Origin of the sequence: Pseudomonas sp. 1912-s (assembly GCF_029269205.1) — a bacterium.
In the GTDB taxonomy this organism is placed as follows: domain Bacteria; phylum Pseudomonadota; class Gammaproteobacteria; order Pseudomonadales; family Pseudomonadaceae; genus Aquipseudomonas.
The window spans coordinates 81,348-100,298 of sequence record NZ_JARIXR010000003.1 but is presented as its reverse complement, the minus strand read 5'-3'; the positions used below and the strand labels follow the sequence as shown (position 1 = coordinate 100,298).

Here is an 18,951-nt window from a genome sequence, read left to right as displayed (position 1 = left end):
GATGCATCCGAATGACGATGACCGCACCCAGTTCATGCCGCGCCCGGGTGGCCGTGCGCCGGAGCCGGTTCGTGCAGAGCCGGCGCCGCTGTCGATGCCAGCTGCGCCGATCCTGACGGGCAAGGCCCAAGGCCTGAACCCGCTGGAAAGCGCCGCCGGCCCGCTGCTGTCGCTGCTGACGCGCCTGCGCAACACGATTGCCCACCCGGCGCCGTCGAGCCTGCGCGCGCAGTTGCTGGCCTACCTGCGCCAGTTCGAAGAGCGTGCCGAGGCCGCCGGCGTGGCGCGCAATGACGTGCTGTTGGCGCGTTACGCGCTGTGCACTGCCCTTGATGAAGCGGTGCTGAGCACGCCGTGGGGCAGCACCAGTGACTGGGGCAAACAGAGCCTGCTGATCACCGTGCATAACGAAGCCTGGGGCGGCGAAAAGGTTTTCCAGCTGCTGGATCACTGCCTGCAAAGCCCGCGCGAACGCCTGTACCTGCTGGAGCTGTTGTACCTGTGCCTGTGCCTGGGGTTCGAAGGCCGCTACCGCGTGATGAATGACGGCCGCAGCCAGTTGGAAGCCCTGCGTGAGCGCACCGCGGCGGCGATTCGCAGTGCCCGTGGTGAGCATGAGCGCGAGCTGTCGCCCCACTGGCGTGGCGTGACCGTGGCCCGCGATCGCCTGGCGCAATTCATGCCGCCGTGGATCGCCGTGGCCATCGGCGTGGCGCTGCTGCTGGCGTTGCTGTTCGGGTTGCGGATGAAACTGGCGTCGGATGCGGAGCCGGTGTTCAAGAATATTCATGCCTTGGGCGAGATCCCGGTACAGGCCATCGACCGTCCGGTAGCCCAGCCGAAAATCATCGAGCGGCCACGCCTGGCGGGCTTCCTGGTGGAAGACATCAAGGCCGGTCGCGTCGCGGTAGAGGATGCCGTCGACCGTTCGGTGGTGACCATCCGTGGCGATGAGCTGTTCGCCTCGGCCAGCTCCAGCATCGTCGATGACTTCCAGCCGCTGATGCTGCGCATCGCCGACGCCATCCGCAAGGTCAAGGGTCAGGTGCGCGTCACCGGCCACAGCGATAACCGTCCGATTGCCACCCTGCGGTTCCCGTCCAACTGGGCGCTGTCCGAGGCGCGGGCCAAGTCGGTGCTGGAGATTCTCGCGGCCAAGACCGGCCAGCCGGAACGCTTCAGCGCCGAAGGCCGCAGCGACACCGAGCCGGTGGCGACCAACGCCACCGCCGAAGGCCGTGCGCGCAATCGCCGGGTAGAAATCACCGTATTGGCGGAGGGGGTCGAGTGAAGGCGTTTTTCAGTGTTGTGATTCGCTGGGTGATCCCGTTGCTGGGCCTGATCGCCCTGAGCCTGATCATCTGGTTTGTGGGGCCGTTGCTCGACGTGCTGGTGCCGGAAGGGCGCCGCTGGGCGCTGATCATCCTGGTGTTCGCGGTGTGGATTGCCTACCGCGTGTTCCGGATCATCCAGGCCCGCCGTCAGGCTGCTGAAGTGATGCGCAGCCTCGCCGCAGAAACCCCGCCGGACCCTGCCCGCGTCGCCACCGCCGAAGAGCTGGCAACCCTGCGCCAGCGCATGGACGAAGCCCTGGCCCTGTTGAAAAAGGCCAAGCTGGGCGGTGACGAGCGCCGCAACCTGTATGAGCTGCCGTGGTACGTGATCATCGGCCCGCCGGGTTCGGGCAAGACCACCGCGCTGGTCAATTCCGGGCTGCATTTTCCGCTGGCTGCGCAACTGGGTGCCGGTGCGGTGCGTGGCGTGGGCGGTACGCGCAATTGCGATTGGTGGTTTACCGACCAGGCCGTATTGCTCGATACCGCTGGCCGCTACACCACCCAGGACAGCAACTCCACGGTGGACAAAGCCGCCTGGCTGGGCTTCCTCGACCTGCTGAAAAAGCAGCGTTCCCGGCGCCCGATTGACGGTGCGTTTATTGCCATCAGCCTCTCGGACCTGCTGCTGGGCAGCGACGCCGAGCGCGCCGCCCATGCCGCCGCGATCCGCCTGCGTATCCAGGAGCTGTACACCCAACTGGGCGTGCGTTTCCCGATCTACCTGATGCTCACCAAGCTCGACCTGGTGCCGGGCTTCATGGAGTTCTTCGACAACCTGAGCAAGGAAGAGCGCGCCCAGGTGTGGGGCATGACGTTCGCCCTGGACGATGGCAAGAACACCGACAGCCCGCTGGCCCACCTGCAAAGCGAATTCGCCGGCCTGGAACAGCGCCTCAACGAGCGCCTGGTGGAACGCCTGCAACAGGAACGCGACCCGGCGCGGCGCGACCTGATCTACGGCTTTCCGCAGCAGTTCGGTGCGCTGAAGGATTGCCTGCAAGGTTTCCTCGAAGGTGTGTTCAAACCCAACGCCTTCGAAGAGCGCGTATTGCTGCGCGGCGTGTACTTCACCAGTGGCACCCAGGAAGGCAGCCCGATCGATCGCTTGATCGGCGCCATGGCCCAGAGCATGAACCTGGACCGCCAGCACCTGGCGCGCCAGACCGGCACCGGGCGCAGCTACTTCATCGAAAAACTGTTCACCGCCGTGGCCTTTGCCGAGCGTGGCCTGGTGGGCGTCAACCCGAAGGTGGAGCGCCGTCGCAAGTGGATTGCCCGTGGTGTGCTGGCCGCAACCGTAGCGTTGGTGCTGGTGGTGAGCACCCTGTGGTGGGTGAGTTATCGCGCCAACCAGGCCTATATCGCCCAGGTCGACCAGAAGGTCGCGCCGTTGGGCCAGACCGTACAGAACCTCAGCCCGGCACAGCGCGAAGTGCTCGCGGTATTGCCGTTGCTCAACGCCGTGAAGCACCTGGCGGGCGACTCGCCGAGCTGGTCCGAAGGCTTGGGCCTGTATCAGGGCGACATGCTCGAAGCCGAATCCGCGAGTGTCTACCGCAAGCTGTTGATCGCCGTGTTCGCGCCCCGTTTGGTGACGCGCATCGAGGAGCAACTGCACGGCGGCGGCAATTCCGATTTCCTCTACGAAGGCTTGAAGGCCTATCTGATGCTCGCGGATAACGAGCATTACGACCCGGACTTCATCAAGGCCTGGATCGCCCTGGACTGGGACCGCAACCTGCCGCGCGACCTGCCGGCGGATCAGCGCCAGGCCTTGATCGGGCACTTGCAGGCCTTGTTCGAACGGCATCCGCCCAGCGCCCGTCTCGACCCGCGCTTGATCGACGACCTGCGCCGGCAACTGCAACAACTGCCGGTGGCCCAGCGTGTGTACGACCGGATCAAGCGCCAGAAACTGCCCGAAGGCGTGCCGGATTTTCGCATCAATGAGGCAGCGGGCCGCGATGCGGCGCTGGTGTTCAGTCGCAAAAGCGGCAAGCCGTTGGGCGAGCCCTTGAGCGGCTTCTTCACCGCCAAGGGCTATCGCCAGGGCTTCCTGCTGACCAGCCTGAACCAGGCCGGTACCCTCGCCGAAGAGCAATGGGTACTGGGCCACGAGCAGGCCGATCAACAGAACGTGGTCAGCCTCGCCGCCGACGTGCGTCGCCTGTATTTCCAGGACTATCAGCGCCAGTGGGACGCCTTGCTGGCGGATATCGACTTTGTGCCGATCACCAGCGTGGCCCAGGCGGCCGACGTGTTGCGGGTGATCTCGGGGCCGACGTCGCCGCTGAAAAAGCTGCTGGTGGCGGTCTCCAAGGAAACCGATTTGCAGGCAGAAGAGCGTCTGCTGGCGGCCAAGGGCGCGCCGGTGGAAGGCGGCGTGGACAAGCTCAAGGAGCGCCTCGGCAGCCTGTTGGGTCAGGACCAGCCGAGCGCCAATGCACCGGCCGCCAGTGAAGACCCGGTGACGGCGCACTTCGCCGAACTCAACAGCATCGTCAGCAAGAACGAAGGCGAACCCGCGGCCATCGACGGCCTGCTGGCGGACATGAACGCGCTGTATGTGCAGGTCAGCGCGATGGTCGGGGCCAGCGGCGATGCATTGCTCGGCGAAGCGAAAAACCAGGCAGCGGCGGCGGCCACGCGGGTCAGCCTGAATGCCGAACGCCAGCCACCGCTGGTACAGGGCATGGTCAAGTCGGTGGTCAACTCCACCACCAACAGCATGATGGGCGGGGTGCGCAACCAACTGAATGCGGCGTGGGTCAGCGAAGTGGTGAACGTGTATCGCCAGTCCCTGGCCGGGCGTTATCCGATGTCGCCAGGCAGTGCGCGGGACGCGACCCTGGATGACTTCGGCCAGTTCTTTGGGGTGGGCGGGGTGATGGACAACTACTTCCGCAAGTACCTGCAACCTTACGTCGACACCTCCACGCAAACCTGGCGCTGGCAGCCGGGTGCGGCGCAGAAGCTCGGCATCGCGCCGGGTGTGCTGCAAACCTTCCAGCGGGCGGCGACCATTCGCGATGCGTTTTTCCGCGCGGGTGGCACTCAGCCGATCGTGCGCTTTGAACTCAAGCCGGTGGCGATGGACGCGACCATCACTCAGTTCCTGCTGGACCTCGACGGCCAACAATTGAGCTACGACCACGGCCCGAGCCGGCCGGTCGCGATGCAGTGGCCCAACCCCGGCAGCATTGGCGTGGTGCGCATTTCCATCCTGCCGCCGTCGGCCAGCGGGCGCTCCGGCGTGACGCTGGACGGGCCGTGGGCGTGGTTCCGGCTGCTTGAGCAGTCCGACCTGACGGCCGGCAATTCGCCGGACCGCTTCAACCTGCGGCTGCGGGTCGATGGCGCGAGCATCTCTTATGAACTGCGGGCCAACAGCGCCTTTAACCCGTTCAAGAGTCGCGTGCTTAACGGCTTCAGCCTGCCGGAGCGGCTATGACCACGCTGGGTTTCTACGGCAAGTTGGCCAGCCGCGGCGACTTTGTCAGCCGCGCGCTGCCCCAGAGTTTTATCGGCCCTTGGGACAGTTGGCTGGCGTCCGGATTGCTCGCCAGCCAGAACCACCTTGGGGCTGGCTGGTTGAACGCTTATCTCGTCAGCCCGCTGTGGCGCTTCGTGTTGGCGCCGGGGGTGTGCGGGCCGGACGCGGCGGTGGGCGTGGTGATGCCGAGCATTGACCGGGTGGGGCGCTATTTCCCGCTGACCGTCGCTGCGCTGTTGGATCACGATACCGATCCGGCCTCCCTCGTCGCCGGCCCGGACGCCTGGTTTGAGCAGGTGGAAGAGCTGCTGCTGAGCACGCTGGATGCCGGCGCTACGTTCGAAGGGTTCAGCGAGGGCATCGACAGCCTCGGTGCGCCAGCCTGCCAGCCACGCCTGTCGGGCCGCCGTTTCGCCAGTTTGCAGCGTGTCGATGTCACTGACCCGCCAGCGCGGATGACCGCACTCGCCGAGCTGGCCTGCGAAGGCGCGAGCCTGTGGTGGGGCCGTGGTTCGCAACAGATTTCCCCCGGTTTATTGCGGTGTCAGGGCCTGCCTGCCGCCGGCGATTTTGCGCAATTTTTGCTTGGCCAAGAAGGTGTTGTGTAGATGCGGTCCACGTTCAAATCCGCCAGCAAAAGCCACGTCGGCATGGTTCGCCAAGTCAATGAAGACGCCTGCCTCGACCTGCCGGAAAACGGCCTGTGGGTGGTGGCCGACGGCATGGGCGGGCACGCGGCGGGGGACTACGTCAGCAGCCTGATCGTCGACAGCCTGCGCAGCCTTCCCGTGGGCCGTTCCCTTGAGGAATACACGGCGGCGTTGCGCAGCGACCTGTTGCGGGTCAACGGCGCGGTGCGCGAAGAAACCGCCCACCGTGGCGTGACCCTGATGGGCAGCACCGTGGTGTTGCTCGCCACCCGGGGCTTGCGCGGCGTGTGCCTGTGGGCTGGTGACAGCCGCCTGTATCGCCTGCGGGACGGTGTGCTGGAAAGCATCTCCCGCGACCACAGCTACGTGCAGGATTTGCAGGACAGCGGCCTGCTCAGCGAAGCCGATGCCCGGGTGCACCCACGGGCGAATATCGTCACCCGCGCGATTGGCGTGGAAGCGCAGCTGGCGTTGTCGTCGGTCGACCTGTTGATCGCGCCGGGCGACAGTTACCTGCTGTGCAGCGACGGCTTGAACAAGACCGTCGAAGACCACGAGATTCGCGAAGTGCTGAGCCATGACGAGCCGGATGAAATCGTCCGCAGTCTGGTGCACCTGGGGCTCAATCGCGGCGCGCCGGACAACATCACTGCCATCGTCGTGAAGGTGTCGACATGAACATCCTCATTCCCGGCTACGACATCGAAGGCGAGATTGGCGTTGGCGCCATGGCCAGCGTGTACCTGGCAACCCAGCGCTCCCTGGAGCGCAAGGTGGCGTTGAAGATCATGGCGGCGGCGCTGGCAGCCGACCCGAGCTTCTGCGAGCGCTTCCTGCGTGAAGGCAAGACCCTGGCGCGCTTGTCCCACCCGCACACCGTGACCATCCATGACATCGGCAATGTCGGTGAGCTGTACTACATGGCCATGGAATACCTGCCCAACGGCACGCTCAAGGAGCGCATTGCTGCGGGCCTGACGCCGGAGCAGGGGCTGACGTATATCCGCCAGATCGCTTCGGCGCTGGGGTATGCCCACGCCCAGGGTTTGGTACACCGCGATGTGAAACCGGCGAACATTCTGTTCCGTGCGGATGGCACGGCGGTGTTGTCGGACTTTGGTATCGCCAAGTCGCTGGATGATCGCACCCAGTTCACCCAGGCGGGTTTTGCCGTCGGCACACCGAGCTACATGAGCCCGGAACAGGCGCGGGGCCAGGAGATTGATGGCCGGGCCGACCTGTATGCGTTGGGCGTGGTGCTCTACGAAATCCTGGTGGGCAAGCTGCCGTACAACGGCACCGATGCGCTTTCCACGGCGCTGGCGCACCTGACTGAACCGCTGCCGGAATTGCCGGTGCACCACGGGCGTTATCAGGAGGTGTTGCGCAAGCTGCTGGCCAAGGACCCGGCAGAACGCTTCCCGGATGCGGCGGCGTTGCTGACGGCACTGGATCAGTTGCCGAAAGAAACGCCGGTAGAGGCGACGTTGATTCGGCCTTTGCCGATTCCGGTCCCCGTCTCGAATGACCTGGCCGGGCTCACGCCGGTCTCCATCGAAATCCCGACCGACAAGCCGCAGCCGCAGCCGGTGCGCCAACCGGTGGTGACGCCGACGCAACACTCCGCCGTGTCCGAACAAAACCGTGGGCCGGTGCTGGCGTTGGCGGCGGTTGCCGTGGCGGTCGCGCTGGCGATTGGCGGTGCGAGTTACTGGTGGTTGAAAGATGACGCGCCAGCCGCCGCGCCGCCGGTTGTCGAGGCCGCCAAAACCGTTACGCCGCCAACCGCGCAACCTGTGGTCGCGGAGGCCGACGGCGGTCAACGCCCGCTGCTGATGGCCGGCAAGAAAACCCTGTTCCAGCGTGTATTGAGCAAGCCTGGCGCCAAGCTTTCCCACGAAGCGGGCGGGGCGCCGGGCGAAGGCTTGCCGGCGTTTTCGGTGCTCTACGTGTATCAGCGCAAGGACATCGAAGGCAGCCCGTGGCTGCGTGTGGGCGCCGCCACTGACGGGCGCAGCGACGGCTGGTTGCCGGCGGCCCAAGCCAGCGACTGGAAGCAAAGCCTGGTGCTCAAGTTCACTGAGCGTTCGGGCCGGGCGCCGGTGATGTTCCTGCGCCAATCTGCGGAGGTGGAAAAGCTGCTGGCCGATCCGGCAGCCGCAAAAAACCTGCTGCTCAAGGTGCAGAAAAACAGCGAGGACAACCAGCAGGTGCTGGCGCTGGAACCGACCGCCAGCGCGGTCCCGCAGAACCAGTTCTACCTGCTGCCGATTTTTGATTCCAAAGAGAGCTTCGACGAAAACGGCCAGCCGGTGCAGTTGCTCAACGTCGCCTCCATCGACCCTGGCAACACGCCGAGCACCGTGGCCAAGGCCGTTGCGCGCGCCCCTGTGGCGGATGCCGACGCCTTCCGCACTGCCGTGGTGCTGGTGGTCGACACCACCGTCTCGATGCAGCCCTATATCGACCAGGTGCGCGACGTGGTGCACGAACTGCAAACCCGCATCGCCGAACGTGGCGAGCTGGACAGCGTGAGCTTCGGCCTCGTGGGCTTTCGCAACAGCATCAAGAAAACCCCGGGCCTGGAATACGTGGCCAAGACCCTGATCACCCTCGACCAGGGCCGCGACCCGCAACGCTTCCTCGACATGGCGCGGCAGGTGAAGGCGTCCACCGTGTCCAGTCACTCGTTCAACGAAGACGCGTTCGCGGGTGTGATGCAGGCGGTGGAAGGCATGGACTGGTCCGGCTATGGCGGGCGCCTGATCCTGCTGGTGACCGACGCCGGTGCGCTGCGCAAGAACGACCCGTTCGCGACCACCCAGATGAACGAAGCCGAAGTGCGCCAGGCGGCATTGGGCAAGCAGATCAAGATCTACGCCCTGCACCTGCGCACCGACGCCGGCAAGAAAACCCACAGCGGCGCCGAAACCCAATACCGCACCCTGACCGCCGACGCCAACCCGCAGATCGGCGATTTGTACACGCCCGTTCCGGGTGGTGATGTGCGCAGGTTCGGCGAGCGGGTCGACGAGATCGGCACTGTGTTTGCCAACCTGGTGCATCAGGTGCGCAGCAACACGCCGCAACCGGTGCCGCTGCTCAGCGCGGCGCCGACCCTGGCAGACAAGTCCGCCGCCGTCGGTTATGCGATGCACATGGATTTCCTCGGGCGCAAAACCGCGAGCCAGGCGCCGCAACTGGTGAGTGCCTGGACCGCCGACCGCGACCTGACCAACACTGCGCTGCCGGCCTTCCAGGTGTGTGTGATGCTGACCAAGTTGCAGCTCAACGACTTGCAGCAGTCCTTGAAACTGATCGTCGACGCCGCGCGCAAAACCCAGACCTCGCCGAAGGATTTCTTCCAGGAAATCGCCAGCGCCTCGGCCTATATGAGCCGCGATCCACAGGCCTTGAAAAAAGGCGGAAACCTGGCGGACGGCGGCATCCTTGGCGAGTACCTGGAAGGCCTGCCGTACCGCAGCAAGTCGCTGAACATGACTCAGGATTTGTGGCTGTCGTTGAGCGTGGCCGAGCAGGAAGACTTTATCGACGAGCTGGATTCGAAGATCCGCCTCTACGAAACCTTTCACAACGATGTGGCCAACTGGGTCCGTTTCGGCGATGCCGAGCCGGGTGATGCGTTGTACCGCGTGCCGTTGTCGACGTTGCCGTAATGCTGAACTTGAGCGCAGTGCACAAGAGCCGGGGCGTCGGCGCCCAGCGCTACAGCCTGGTGATTCCGGGCCTGCAACTGCGTGCGGGTGAACAGTTGGCAGTGGTTGGGCCGAGTGGCTGTGGCAAGAGCACGTTGCTGGATTTGCTCGCGCTGGTGTTGGTGCCGGATCAGGTCGGGCAGTTCGACTTCAACGGTGTCGACATCGCCGGGCTTTGGCGTGGCGATCAGCAAAGTGAGCTGGCTCGATTGCGCAGCGGGCACCTGGGCTATGTGCTGCAAACCGGTGGCCTGCTGGGTTTTCTCGATGTGCGCGGCAACATTGCGCTGTCGCGGCAACTGCTGGGCTTGAAGGATGACGGCAGCGTGGCGCGGCTGGCTGAGCAGTTGGAGATCACCGATCAGCTGGATAAGAAGCCGGCGGCGTTGTCCGTGGGTCAGCGTCAGCGGGTCAGTTGCGCGAGGGCTCTGGCCCACGGCCCGCAACTGTTGCTGGCGGATGAGCCCACCGCGGCGCTCGACCCGTTGAACGCCGAACGTGTGATGCAGGCTTTGCTGGCCCAGGCGCGGAACAACGGCGCGTGTTGCGTGATCGCCACCCATGACGAGCCCTTGGCCCGGGCCAGCGGCTTGCAGGTGCGGCGCATCAGTTGCCGTCGTGACACCGACGGCGGCGTCACTGCGACCCTTGGGGAGGCGTGCTGATGCGTATCGCGCTGGTGGCTTCCCTGGCCTGGCAGGACTACCGCAACGACGCGTGGCTGTCGGTGTGTTCGGTGCTCGCGTTGGTGGCAGTGATCGCGCCGTTGCTGGTGTTGTTTGGCCTGAAATATGGACTGGTTGGCAGTTTGACCGAACGTTTGGAGAACGACCCGGCCACCCGGGAAATTATTCCGTTGGGTGGTGGTCGATTCAGCAGTGAATTTGTCGAGCAGCTGCGCCAGCGCCGCGACGTGGCGTTTGCCTTGCCGCGTACCCGGCAGATCGCGGCGACGGCGCAGTTGGGTGCAGTGACGGTGGAGATGCTGCCGACCGCCGACAACGATCCGTTGCTGGCCGGTCTGCCAATGCCCAAGGGCCTGGATCAAATCGTTTTGAGCCACACCGCTGCCGAGAAACTCGGGGCAAAGGCCGGGGATTGGCTGGAGGCGAGTTTTGGTCGCCAGGTGGCGGGTCGCGTCGAGTCGCAACACACGCGGGTGCAGGTGCTGCAGGTGTTGCCGCTGGAAGCCTTCGCCCGGGATGGATTGTTTGCGCCCCTGGGGTTGCTGGAAGCGGCGGAAGATTATCGCGATGGCCGCGCCGTGTCGGCGTTTGGCTGGGACGGCGATGCGGTGGGCGTGAGTGAGCAGCGGGTTTACCCGGCGTTCCGTTTGTATGCGCGGCGCCTGGTGGATGTGGAGCCGCTGCGGGTGTATTTCGCCGGGCAGAACGTGTTGGTGTCGACCCAGGCCCAGACCATCGCCCAGGTGCAGTCGTTGAGCCGCAACCTGTCGATCGTGTTCTGGATCATCGCCGGGCTGGCCCTGGCGGGCGCGTTTGCCGCGATCTTTGCCGGTGCGCTGGCGGCGGTTGCACGCAAGCGCCGGGAATTGTCGGTGCTGCGGCTGCTGGGGTTTTCCACGGCTGGGCTGTTGCTGTTCGTGGTGTTGCAGGCGCTGTACAGCGCCGGGTTTGCCGCGGTGTTGAGCGGGCTTTTATACGGGCTGGCAGAGTCAGGCCTGAACCAATTATTCGTGCAGGTCCCGGGCGAGTACGCCAGTCACCTGCTGGCGCGTCATTACGGCCTGGCCCTGGTTGCTGTCCTGGGCGTCAGCGCCGTGGCGGCGGCCTGTGGCGGTTGGCGTGTGGCGCGTATCCAGGCTTCTGAAGGAATCAGAGATGTATAAGTTACTGGGCGCCGCCGTGGCGCTGACCCTGGCTTCGATGGCCTGGGCCGACGAGGGCTCTTCATCAGAAGGGCAGGACAAACTGGACAACCCCAAGCCGCTGCCGGATGACGTCAGCCTGCCGCTGCCCTGCGAAGGCAACATGGTGTTCCGCTATGCCTACGTGCTGGCCCAAGGGACCCTGGACGACCGCGAGATCAGCCTCGGCTACCCGTTCAGCGAAGGCGAGGCGGGCTACCAGCAGTCGTTCATTTCCGGCTACCGCCGGGACTTTATCAACGGCCAGTTCACCCTCAAGGACCTGCCCAAGGACTGGAACAAAGTCATCGCGCCGCTGATGCCCAAGACCGACGCCAAGACCCCGCTCAAGCCGATGCTGTATTTCATCGGCAAGTACGAAGTCACCGCCCGGCAGTACGCGCAGGTCATGTCCCAGGCGCAATCCCTGGCCAGCGGTGAGCCGGCCCCGGCGTGCGACGTACCCACCGGCATGGCCGCGCGCTTGCCCAAGGTCAAGCTGTCGCGCTTTGAAGCCGAGCGTTTCTCGGCGGTGTACAGCGCCTGGCTGATGAAGTACCACCGTGAGCTGTTGCCCGTGAGTGGTCGCGGCGCTTCGGCAGACGACGGCGGCCTGGGCTTTGTGCGCCTGCCGACGGAAGTGGAGTGGGAGTTTGCCGCACGCGGTGGCCAGGCGGTCAGCCGTCAGGACCTGGAAGGCCGGCTGTTCCCACGGCGTGCCGAGGGCAGCGAAAGCGACGGCCCGCTTGCCGATTATGCGGTGTTCAACCAGGTCGCCGGCGGTACCGGCCAGGCTGCACGGTTGATGCCCATCGGCACCAAATTGCCCAACCCGATCGGCATGTTCGATGTGATCGGCAACGCGGCGGAAATGGTCCAGGAGTCGTTCCAGCTGGTGCACGCCGGGCGTCGCCAGGGCACCTACGGCGGCTTTGTGGTCAAGGGCGGCAACTACCTGGAAGGCGAGGGCACGCTGTTCACCGGCATGCGCCGCGAGTACCCCTTGTTCGCCGCTGATGGCACCGAACAAAGCAACGAGACCACCGGCTTTCGCGTGGCGATTGGTGCGTTGTCGGCACCGCGCTCGCGCTACAAGGAGCTGTTCGCCCAATGGCAGAAAGAAGGCCGCCTGGCCTCGCTGACCGACGCCATCGACGACGCCCAGGACCCGACCAAGCGCCTGGACAGCATCATCGCCGCCAGTGTCGACCCGCGCCTGCAAGCCGAACTTGGACTGGTCAACGAAGAGCTCAAGCGCAACGTCTCGCTGATCGCCCAGCAGCGTGAAGAGGCGGCCGGCAACCTGATTCAGTCTGCGGCCCTGGTGGCCGAGACCATCAACAACTACAACATCCGCCTGATCAATTTGCAGAAGAGCCGCCAGCAGGCTATCGACGCGAAGGATGAGGCCAGTGCGCAGTTGTTTGCCACGGCGATCACCAATGGGCGCAGTGCGCTGGACGGCGCGGTGGCGATCTATATCGACAACCTGGCCACCGGTACGCGCTACACCGATGCGGTGATCCAGGCGCAGTTTCAACGGATCAAGGAAGAGTTGGATCGCAAGCCAGTGCTGGGCAAAAGCCTGGTGACGCGCGCGACGTTATTCGTTCGCCATGTGGGCAACTACCGCAAGCAACAGCGGGCCGACCCGGCGACGATTTTGAAGGAATTGCTCGCAGCGAGCGGTCAGCGGTCTTGACCGCTGGTTGTATGGCGAGCTTGGAAGGGACTCAGGCGGCGGTGGGCCGTGCTGGGCAAGTCAAACTTAAAAGAGAACACACCTATGCTTTTTTCCCGTAAGGCGGTTTCCAAGCGTCATCTGCTGTTGATCGCTGCCGGTTTCAGCACCGTGCTGACCGGTTGCGCAACGTCGCCGACCTCCAAGGTCGCCTCGACCACCAAGGTCGAGTACTACCCGAACTGTTATGAGCCGGTACAACACCTGCGCGCCACCGATTCGGACCTGACCAAGTCGGTCGTCACCGGTGCTGCCATCGGCGCGGCCGGTGGTGCACTGCTGGGCGCCTTGACCGGTGACTCCGACAAACGTGGCCGCAATGCCGCCATCGGCGCAGCGGGCGGCGCCCTGGCCGGCGGTGCAGCGGGTTACTACACCGAGCGCCAGAAGCAGATCACCGACGACAACCAGCGCATCGCTTCCTACGCCACTGACGTCAACAAGCGTGCCTCCGACATCGACCGCAGCACCGCATACGCCAAGGCGTCCCAGCAGTGCTACCAGAGCGCGTTCACCAAGCTGGTGGCCGACCGCAAGGCCAAGACCGTCAATGACGTCGAAGGCCGCAAGCGCCTGGCAGAAATCGTTTCCGGCCTGAAAGAGTCCAACGACCTGATCGTCGCGGTCAACGGTAAAGCCAGTGAAGACCTGAACAACTACACCCAGGCGTACGAGCAGGACCTGCAACAAGTCGGCGTACAACGTGCCGACGTGGTGACCGTGGCCACCGCTGACACCACCCCGGTGGTGACGCCCGCCAAAGGCAAGAAGCCGGTAAAAGTGGCGAAAAAGCCGGTGCTGCCAACCGTGCCGAAAGAAGCGGTAGCCACCGAGAAAACCATCCAGACCGCGCAGACCAAGCAAGCTGAAAGCAAGCAGGTCGCCAGCGCCGGTAAAGCGCAGATCGAAGGCACGTGCCGCGATCCAAACCTGGCCGACTGGGCACCGGTTCCTTGCCCTAACGTCTAAGCCAAGTTGTTGCTATAAGCGTTAAACGCCAGCCGATCTCCTGCTAAAACGGGAGATCGGTAGCGTTATTTGCACAAATCGTTAAACTGCTGCGGCCACCCAATAATTACACTGAGGCCGTGTGCATGAAATTTCGTTTTCTTCTCTGGATGCTTGGCCTGTTGATGGGCAAAGCCAGCCGCACCAACCCTGCGTTCCAGCAGCAGTTGGGTGACAAGGACCTGGCGTTCCAGCTGCAGACCCTCGACGGCAAGGTTGCCCGTCACTTCATCGTCAAAGACCAGCGCATCACCAGCCGTTCGGGTGTTCATCCCGCGCCTGCGTTTGCTATTGCCTTCAAGGATGCCGCCTACGGCTTCGCCACGATGCAGGCAAAGAACAAGCAACTGGCGTTCATGACGGGGATTCAGGACAAGTCGATCCAGATCAAGGGCAACCCGGCACTGGTGATCTGGTTCCAGGGGTTGACCAAGTATTTGAAGCCGAAGAAAAAGCCGAAGGCTTAAGACCGAGTTGAATTCATCGCAGGCAAGCCAGCTCCCACATGTACCGCGTTTCTACAGGTAGAACCCGGTCAAATGTGGGAGCTGGCTTGCCTGCGATAGCGGTATCACAGGCGCAGATTTATCCCTGGCTGAACTGCGACGCCAACTCCCGCAGCAACGTTTCCGCATCCAGCACTTTAGCCACCACATCCTCCGCCTTGTCCCGGGTCAGCCCCAGGCGTTCCAGCAGTTCGTCCGGGATGTCTTCATCCGGCCCGGAACCGATGCCGCGGCTGCGCAGCAAGCGCACGGCCAGGCACACCAGGTTCGGGTATTCGGCGTATTGGCCGTCGTAGGTCGGGTCGTGCTGGAAGCGCAGGGCGGTGGACAGTTCGTCCGGCATGTCCCAATAGCGCATCAACCATGCACCAATCTGCTCACGGCTGATGCCCAGCAGGTGCTGCTCGATGTAGCTGTGGCACAGGTGCGGGTTGACCTCCAGGTGCCGGCAGATCAGCGAGAAATGCGGCGGGAACACGTGGGCCAGCAACAGGTAGCCGAAGTTGTGCAGCAGGCCGGCGAGGTACGTCAGGCCGGCTTCCGGGCGCTGGGCGCGGGGCATGGCGCGGGTCAGGCCTTCGATCACGGCGGCGGTGTAGATCGACTGGTGCCAGTACGGCGTAGCCTGTTGCGGCTGGTCCTTGGGCAGGCTCAAGGTCTTGCCCAAGGCCAGGCCCAGCGCGAGGTTGATCACCAAATCAAAGCCCAGTACGCGGACGATGGCGTCTTCCACCGAGCGGATCTTGCCCGGCGAGGCGTAGTAGGGCGACGCCGCCCAGCTCACCACTTGGGCAGCCAGGGCCGGGTCGGTTTCCACCACGCCGGTGATGTCGTCGATGGTGGCGTTGGGGTCGACCCGCAGCTTGATAATTTTTTGTGCCGTGTCGGCCAGCGGTGGAATCTCGATGGTCGCTTCCAGACGCTGCTGGATGCGGCGGGCAGTGAACGCCTGCATCGCCTGGGTGATTTCCTCGCGGTCGTCGTTGGGGCGGTCGAGGTTCGGCCGGATGCTGCTCAACGGCTCGCCGAAATGCGCGGCGCTGGCCTTGGTCAGCATGCTCTTGAAGGCGTCGCTGGAAATCTCCAGCAGCAGCCCGGCCTCGCCCGAGTGAACCAGAACGGTGGGTTCACGCAGCAGGCTTTCTTCGTACAGGCACGGGGAACTGGTCAGCGGCGGCAGGCCGGGCAGCAGGCTCAGGCTGTGCTTGCCGAGCATGCGTTCGAGGCGCTCGGGGGACACGGCTGTGAGGCGCCGGCCGGTCAGTTCGGCCAGGCGATTGAGGTCCAGCAACTGGTTCTGTGGAAACAGCACCATGAGTGCACCCACGGCATCATCGAGCAGTACTGCCTGAACCTTTTGCGCCGGGTTCAGGCCAGGACGTTCGGCAACTTCCGTGTAGCTGATGGCGAGCTTTGCAAGCAGCGTCCGAATCACCGAGGGTGCGGTCGGTGGGGCTGTGGCGAGGGCAACTTCTGACATGGCCTGAATCCAATTTCCTACAGTCATTGGAGTATAACCAGCTTGATACATCTGATGGTCGACTAAGTGAGTCAGCCGTCACACTTGGCCGTATTGCTGCCCGTGTCGAAGCCAGCGGTCCAGCAGTGGGCTGACATGTTCCGGCCAGCGCTCAATCAACGCCTGGGCCGCATCGCGCACGGCGGGCAGCAGGTCGGCGTCGCGCATCAGGTCAGCCACTTTGAATTGCAGCAAGCCGGTCTGACGGGTGCCGAGCATTTCGCCGGGGCCGCGCAGTTCGAGGTCTTTTTCGGCGATCACGAAACCGTCGTTGGTTTCGCGCATGATCCCCAGGCGCTGGCGGCCGATTTGTGACAGCGGCGGGTGGTACAGCAGCACGCAATGACTGGCGGCGCTGCCCCGGCCCACGCGGCCGCGTAACTGGTGCAGTTGCGCCAGGCCCAGGCGCTCGGGGTTTTCGATGATCATCAGGCTGGCGTTCGGTACGTCGACGCCGACTTCGATCACCGTGGTTGCCACCAGCAATTGCAAATTGCCGGCCTTGAACTCGGCCATCACCGCGGCCTTTTCCACCGGCTTCATGCGGCCGTGGATCAGCCCGACCTTGAGCTCGCCCAAGGCGCTGGTGAGGTCTTCGTAGGTGGTTTCGGCGGCCTGGCAGGTCAGCTCTTCCGACTCTTCGATCAGCGTGCACACCCAATACGCCTGGCGGCCTTCGGCGCAGGCGCCGCGTACCCGTTCGATCACTTCTACCCTGCGGGTGTCGGTGACCAGCACGGTGTTGACCGGCGTTCGGCCCGGCGGCAGTTCGTCGAGGATCGAGGTGTCGAGGTCGGCGTAGGCGCTCATGGCCAGGGTGCGCGGGATCGGCGTGGCGGTCATGATCAACTGGTGCGGGCTCATGCGCCCGCCCACGCCTTTCTGGCGCAGGGCCAGGCGCTGTTGCACGCCGAAGCGGTGCTGCTCGTCGATGATCACCAGCGCCAGGTTCTTGAATTTCACTTCGTCCTGGAACAGCGCGTGGGTGCCCACCACCATCGGGGCGCCGGCGGCGATCTGCTCCAGGGCGGCTACGCGATTCTTGCCCTTGAGCTTGCCGGCCAGCCAGGCGACTTCCAGGCCCAGTGGTTCGAGCCAGCGCTTGAAGGTGATGAAGTGTTGTTCGGCGAGAATCTCGGTGGGCGCCATCAGCGCCACCTGATAGCCGGCTTCGAGGGCTTGCAGTGCGGCGAGGGCGGCGACCACGGTTTTACCCGCGCCTACGTCGCCCTGGATCAGCCGCAGCATCGGTTCTTTCTGGCTCAGGTCGTAGGCGATCTCATTGCCGACCCTTTGCTGGGCGCCGGTCGGTGCAAACCCCAGGTTGGCCAGGTATTGCGCAGGCAGGTGCTTGGCCTTGGGCATGGCCGGCGCACGCAGCGAACGCATGCTCTCGCGCAGGCGTTGCTGGGACAGTTGATGGGTCAGCAGTTCTTCGAACGCCAGGCGATGCTGGGCCCAGTGATGACCAAGGGCCAACTCGTCGACGTCGGCGTCGGCCGGTGGGTGATGCAGGTAGCGGATCGCATCATCCAGCGGCGCCAGCTGGTAGTCGCGCGCCAACTCCTGAGGCAGCCAGTCGGGCAGGCTTTTCGGCCCGAGCATCGTCAGGGTTTGCATGCACAGCTGGCGCAGGCGCTGCTGGGTCAGGCCTTCGGTGAGCGGGTAGATCGGTGTGAGGGTGGTGTCGACCGGTGGCGGTTCGTCGCCGGTAATCGCGCGGTATTCCGGGTGGTAGATTTCCAGCCCCGAAGCGCCGGGCCGGGCTTCGCCATAGCAGCGCACGCGGGTGCCTCGCTTGAGGCCTTCCTTCTGAGCGTTGCTGAAATGGTAGAAGCGCAGGCTCAGGCCGCCGGTGCCGTCTTGCAGGCGCACGACCAAGCTGCGGCGCTTGCCCATCACCACGTCGGCGCCGCTGACGGTGCCTTCGACCACCGCGTCCTGCCCGGGGCGCAGCTGGCCGATGGGCACCACGCGGGTGCGGTCCTGATAACGCAGGGGCAGGTGGAACAATACGTCCTGGAGATTTTCCAGGCCGACCTTGGCCAATTTCTCGGCCATGGCCTCCCCGACACCCTTGAGTGCCGTCACCGACACCTGCGACAGCTCAGTCATACCGTTACTTAGCTCGCAGCAGGCGGCTTGGCCACCGAACACAGGCGGATCGAGTCGGCGAGGATTTCAATCGCTTTCGGACGCGGGAAGCTCGCGCGCCAGGCAATCGCCACGGTACGGAACGGCACCGGCGGCGTCAGTGGGCGCACGGCGATCACGCCCGGGGCGTAGTGATGGCTGTCGACCGCCGACAGCGGCAGGATCGAGATGCCCAGGCCGGAAGCGACCATATGGCGAATGGTTTCCAGGGAGCTGGATTCCACGGTGGTGTGCTTGGCGCCGTCGTTGCCCTTGGTCAGGGTCGGGCAGGCTTCCAGCACCTGGTCGCGGAAGCAGTGGCCTTCGCCCAGCAACAGCAGGCTCTTGTCGTTGAGCAGGCCCGCGTCGATGGTGTCTTTCTGGGTCCAGGGGTGGGACGCCGGCATCAGCACGTAGAACGGCTCATCGTAGAGCGGCAGGGTCAGCACGTCGGCCTCATTGAACGGCAGGGCGATGATGATCGCGTCCAGCTCGCCGTTGCGCAGTTTGTCGCGCAGCACGTGGGTGAAGTTTTCTTCGATATACAGCGGCATCTGCGGCGCGACGCGGTGCAGTTGCGGAATCAAGTGCGGGAACAGGTACGGGCCGACGGTGTAGATGGCGCCGACTTTCAGCGGTGCGGTCAGCTGGTTCTTGCCGGCCTGGGCCAGCTCGCGAATGCTTTGGGCCTGTTCCAGGACCTTCTGGGCCTGGGCGACGATGCCTTCGCCGACGGGCGTGAGGCGCACGGCGCTTTTGCTGCGCTCGAAAATCAGCACACCGAGTTCGTCTTCAAGCTTCTTCACACCCACCGACAGCGTCGGCTGGCTGACGTGGCAACGCTCGGCCGCGTGGCCGAAGTGCTGCTCTTGGGCGAGGGTAACGATGTAGCGTAATTCTGTAAGAGTCATAGCGGGCGTCCATGAGGTTGCGGGCCAAGCATACCGGCTGCAATCGATAGACGCACGTTATCAGACAGCA

The 18,951-nt window shown here is 64.4% G+C and carries 13 protein-coding genes; 10 read left to right on the top strand and 3 right to left on the bottom strand.

The window, feature by feature from the left end:
• Position 1 precedes the first annotated feature (1 nt).
• The 10 genes from P3C29_RS05180 to P3C29_RS05135 all read left to right on the top strand — a co-directional run bounded on the left by P3C29_RS05180 (position 2) and on the right by P3C29_RS05135 (position 14,279).
• Complete coding sequence (locus tag P3C29_RS05180; protein ID WP_010168244.1) at positions 2-1,291, top strand: DotU family type VI secretion system protein; 1,290 nt, start codon at positions 2-4, stop codon at positions 1,289-1,291.
• A complete protein-coding gene (tssM, locus tag P3C29_RS05175) occupies positions 1,288-4,788 on the top strand; it encodes a type VI secretion system membrane subunit TssM (RefSeq protein ID WP_275964029.1) in 3,501 nt (1,166 codons plus the stop codon). The genes P3C29_RS05180 and tssM overlap by 4 nt, the downstream gene beginning before the upstream one ends.
• Positions 4,785-5,438, top strand: a complete 654-nt coding sequence (gene tagF / locus P3C29_RS05170; RefSeq protein WP_275964028.1) for a type VI secretion system-associated protein TagF — start codon at positions 4,785-4,787, stop codon at positions 5,436-5,438. The genes tssM and tagF overlap by 4 nt, the downstream gene beginning before the upstream one ends.
• Positions 5,439-6,158, top strand: a complete 720-nt coding sequence (locus tag P3C29_RS05165) for a protein phosphatase 2C domain-containing protein (RefSeq protein WP_010168239.1) — start codon at positions 5,439-5,441, stop codon at positions 6,156-6,158.
• The gene (locus P3C29_RS05160; protein WP_275964027.1) at positions 6,155-9,157 is read left to right on the top strand and encodes a serine/threonine-protein kinase; all 3,003 of its coding nucleotides are present in this window, start codon (positions 6,155-6,157) and stop codon (positions 9,155-9,157) included. Before P3C29_RS05165 ends, P3C29_RS05160 begins: the two co-directional genes overlap by 4 nt.
• The gene (locus P3C29_RS05155) at positions 9,157-9,861 is read left to right on the top strand and encodes an ABC transporter ATP-binding protein (protein WP_275964026.1); all 705 of its coding nucleotides are present in this window, start codon (positions 9,157-9,159) and stop codon (positions 9,859-9,861) included. The genes P3C29_RS05160 and P3C29_RS05155 overlap by 1 nt, the downstream gene beginning before the upstream one ends.
• A complete protein-coding gene (locus P3C29_RS05150) occupies positions 9,861-11,045 on the top strand; it encodes an ABC transporter permease (RefSeq protein WP_275964025.1) in 1,185 nt (394 codons plus the stop codon). Before P3C29_RS05155 ends, P3C29_RS05150 begins: the two co-directional genes overlap by 1 nt.
• A complete protein-coding gene (locus P3C29_RS05145; protein ID WP_275964024.1) occupies positions 11,038-12,765 on the top strand; it encodes an SUMF1/EgtB/PvdO family nonheme iron enzyme in 1,728 nt (575 codons plus the stop codon). The genes P3C29_RS05150 and P3C29_RS05145 overlap by 8 nt, the downstream gene beginning before the upstream one ends.
• Before the next feature lie 84 nt (positions 12,766-12,849).
• Complete coding sequence (gene tagQ / locus P3C29_RS05140; RefSeq protein WP_010168230.1) at positions 12,850-13,773, top strand: type VI secretion system-associated lipoprotein TagQ; 924 nt, start codon at positions 12,850-12,852, stop codon at positions 13,771-13,773.
• A 125-nt stretch (positions 13,774-13,898) separates the two neighbouring features.
• Positions 13,899-14,279: a hypothetical protein gene (locus P3C29_RS05135; RefSeq protein ID WP_010168229.1), complete on the top strand. Its 381-nt coding sequence runs from the start codon at positions 13,899-13,901 to the stop codon at positions 14,277-14,279.
• Positions 14,280-14,397: 118 nt separating this feature from the next.
• Here the strand turns inward: P3C29_RS05135 and P3C29_RS05130 are convergent, their stop codons facing one another.
• The 3 genes from P3C29_RS05130 to P3C29_RS05120 form a co-directional block, all read right to left on the bottom strand.
• On the bottom strand, positions 14,398-15,798 hold the full coding sequence (locus P3C29_RS05130; RefSeq protein ID WP_010168226.1) for an aminoacyl-tRNA deacylase and HDOD domain-containing protein: 1,401 nt from the start codon (positions 15,796-15,798) through the stop codon (positions 14,398-14,400).
• A gap of 78 nt (positions 15,799-15,876) precedes the next feature.
• A complete protein-coding gene (gene recG / locus P3C29_RS05125; RefSeq protein WP_010168224.1) occupies positions 15,877-17,952 on the bottom strand; it encodes an ATP-dependent DNA helicase RecG in 2,076 nt (691 codons plus the stop codon).
• Between the two features lie 8 nt (positions 17,953-17,960).
• Positions 17,961-18,881 carry a hydrogen peroxide-inducible genes activator gene (locus P3C29_RS05120; RefSeq protein ID WP_003213305.1) on the bottom strand — a complete coding sequence of 307 codons (921 nt, stop codon included), beginning with the start codon at positions 18,879-18,881 and terminating at the stop codon, positions 17,961-17,963.
• Between the last annotated feature and the right edge of the window lie 70 nt (positions 18,882-18,951).

Excerpts from the sequence above, each read along its gene's own strand:
- P3C29_RS05135 (WP_010168229.1), top strand. The coding sequence starts at position 13,899 with ATGAAATTTCGTTTTCTTCTCTGGATGCTTGGCCTGTTGATGGGCAAA.
- P3C29_RS05160 (WP_275964027.1), top strand. The coding sequence starts at position 6,155 with ATGAACATCCTCATTCCCGGCTACGACATCGAAGGCGAGATTGGCGTT.
- P3C29_RS05150 (WP_275964025.1), top strand. The coding sequence starts at position 9,861 with ATGCGTATCGCGCTGGTGGCTTCCCTGGCCTGGCAGGACTACCGCAAC.
- P3C29_RS05130 (WP_010168226.1), bottom strand. The coding sequence starts at position 15,798 with ATGTCAGAAGTTGCCCTCGCCACAGCCCCACCGACCGCACCCTCGGTG.
- tagF (WP_275964028.1), top strand. The coding sequence starts at position 4,785 with ATGACCACGCTGGGTTTCTACGGCAAGTTGGCCAGCCGCGGCGACTTT.
- P3C29_RS05120 (WP_003213305.1), bottom strand. The coding sequence starts at position 18,881 with ATGACTCTTACAGAATTACGCTACATCGTTACCCTCGCCCAAGAGCAG.
- P3C29_RS05145 (WP_275964024.1), top strand. The coding sequence starts at position 11,038 with ATGTATAAGTTACTGGGCGCCGCCGTGGCGCTGACCCTGGCTTCGATG.
- recG (WP_010168224.1), bottom strand. The coding sequence starts at position 17,952 with ATGACTGAGCTGTCGCAGGTGTCGGTGACGGCACTCAAGGGTGTCGGG.
- P3C29_RS05165 (WP_010168239.1), top strand. The coding sequence starts at position 5,439 with ATGCGGTCCACGTTCAAATCCGCCAGCAAAAGCCACGTCGGCATGGTT.
- tagQ (WP_010168230.1), top strand. The coding sequence starts at position 12,850 with ATGCTTTTTTCCCGTAAGGCGGTTTCCAAGCGTCATCTGCTGTTGATC.
- P3C29_RS05180 (WP_010168244.1), top strand. The coding sequence starts at position 2 with ATGCATCCGAATGACGATGACCGCACCCAGTTCATGCCGCGCCCGGGT.
- P3C29_RS05155 (WP_275964026.1), top strand. The coding sequence starts at position 9,157 with ATGCTGAACTTGAGCGCAGTGCACAAGAGCCGGGGCGTCGGCGCCCAG.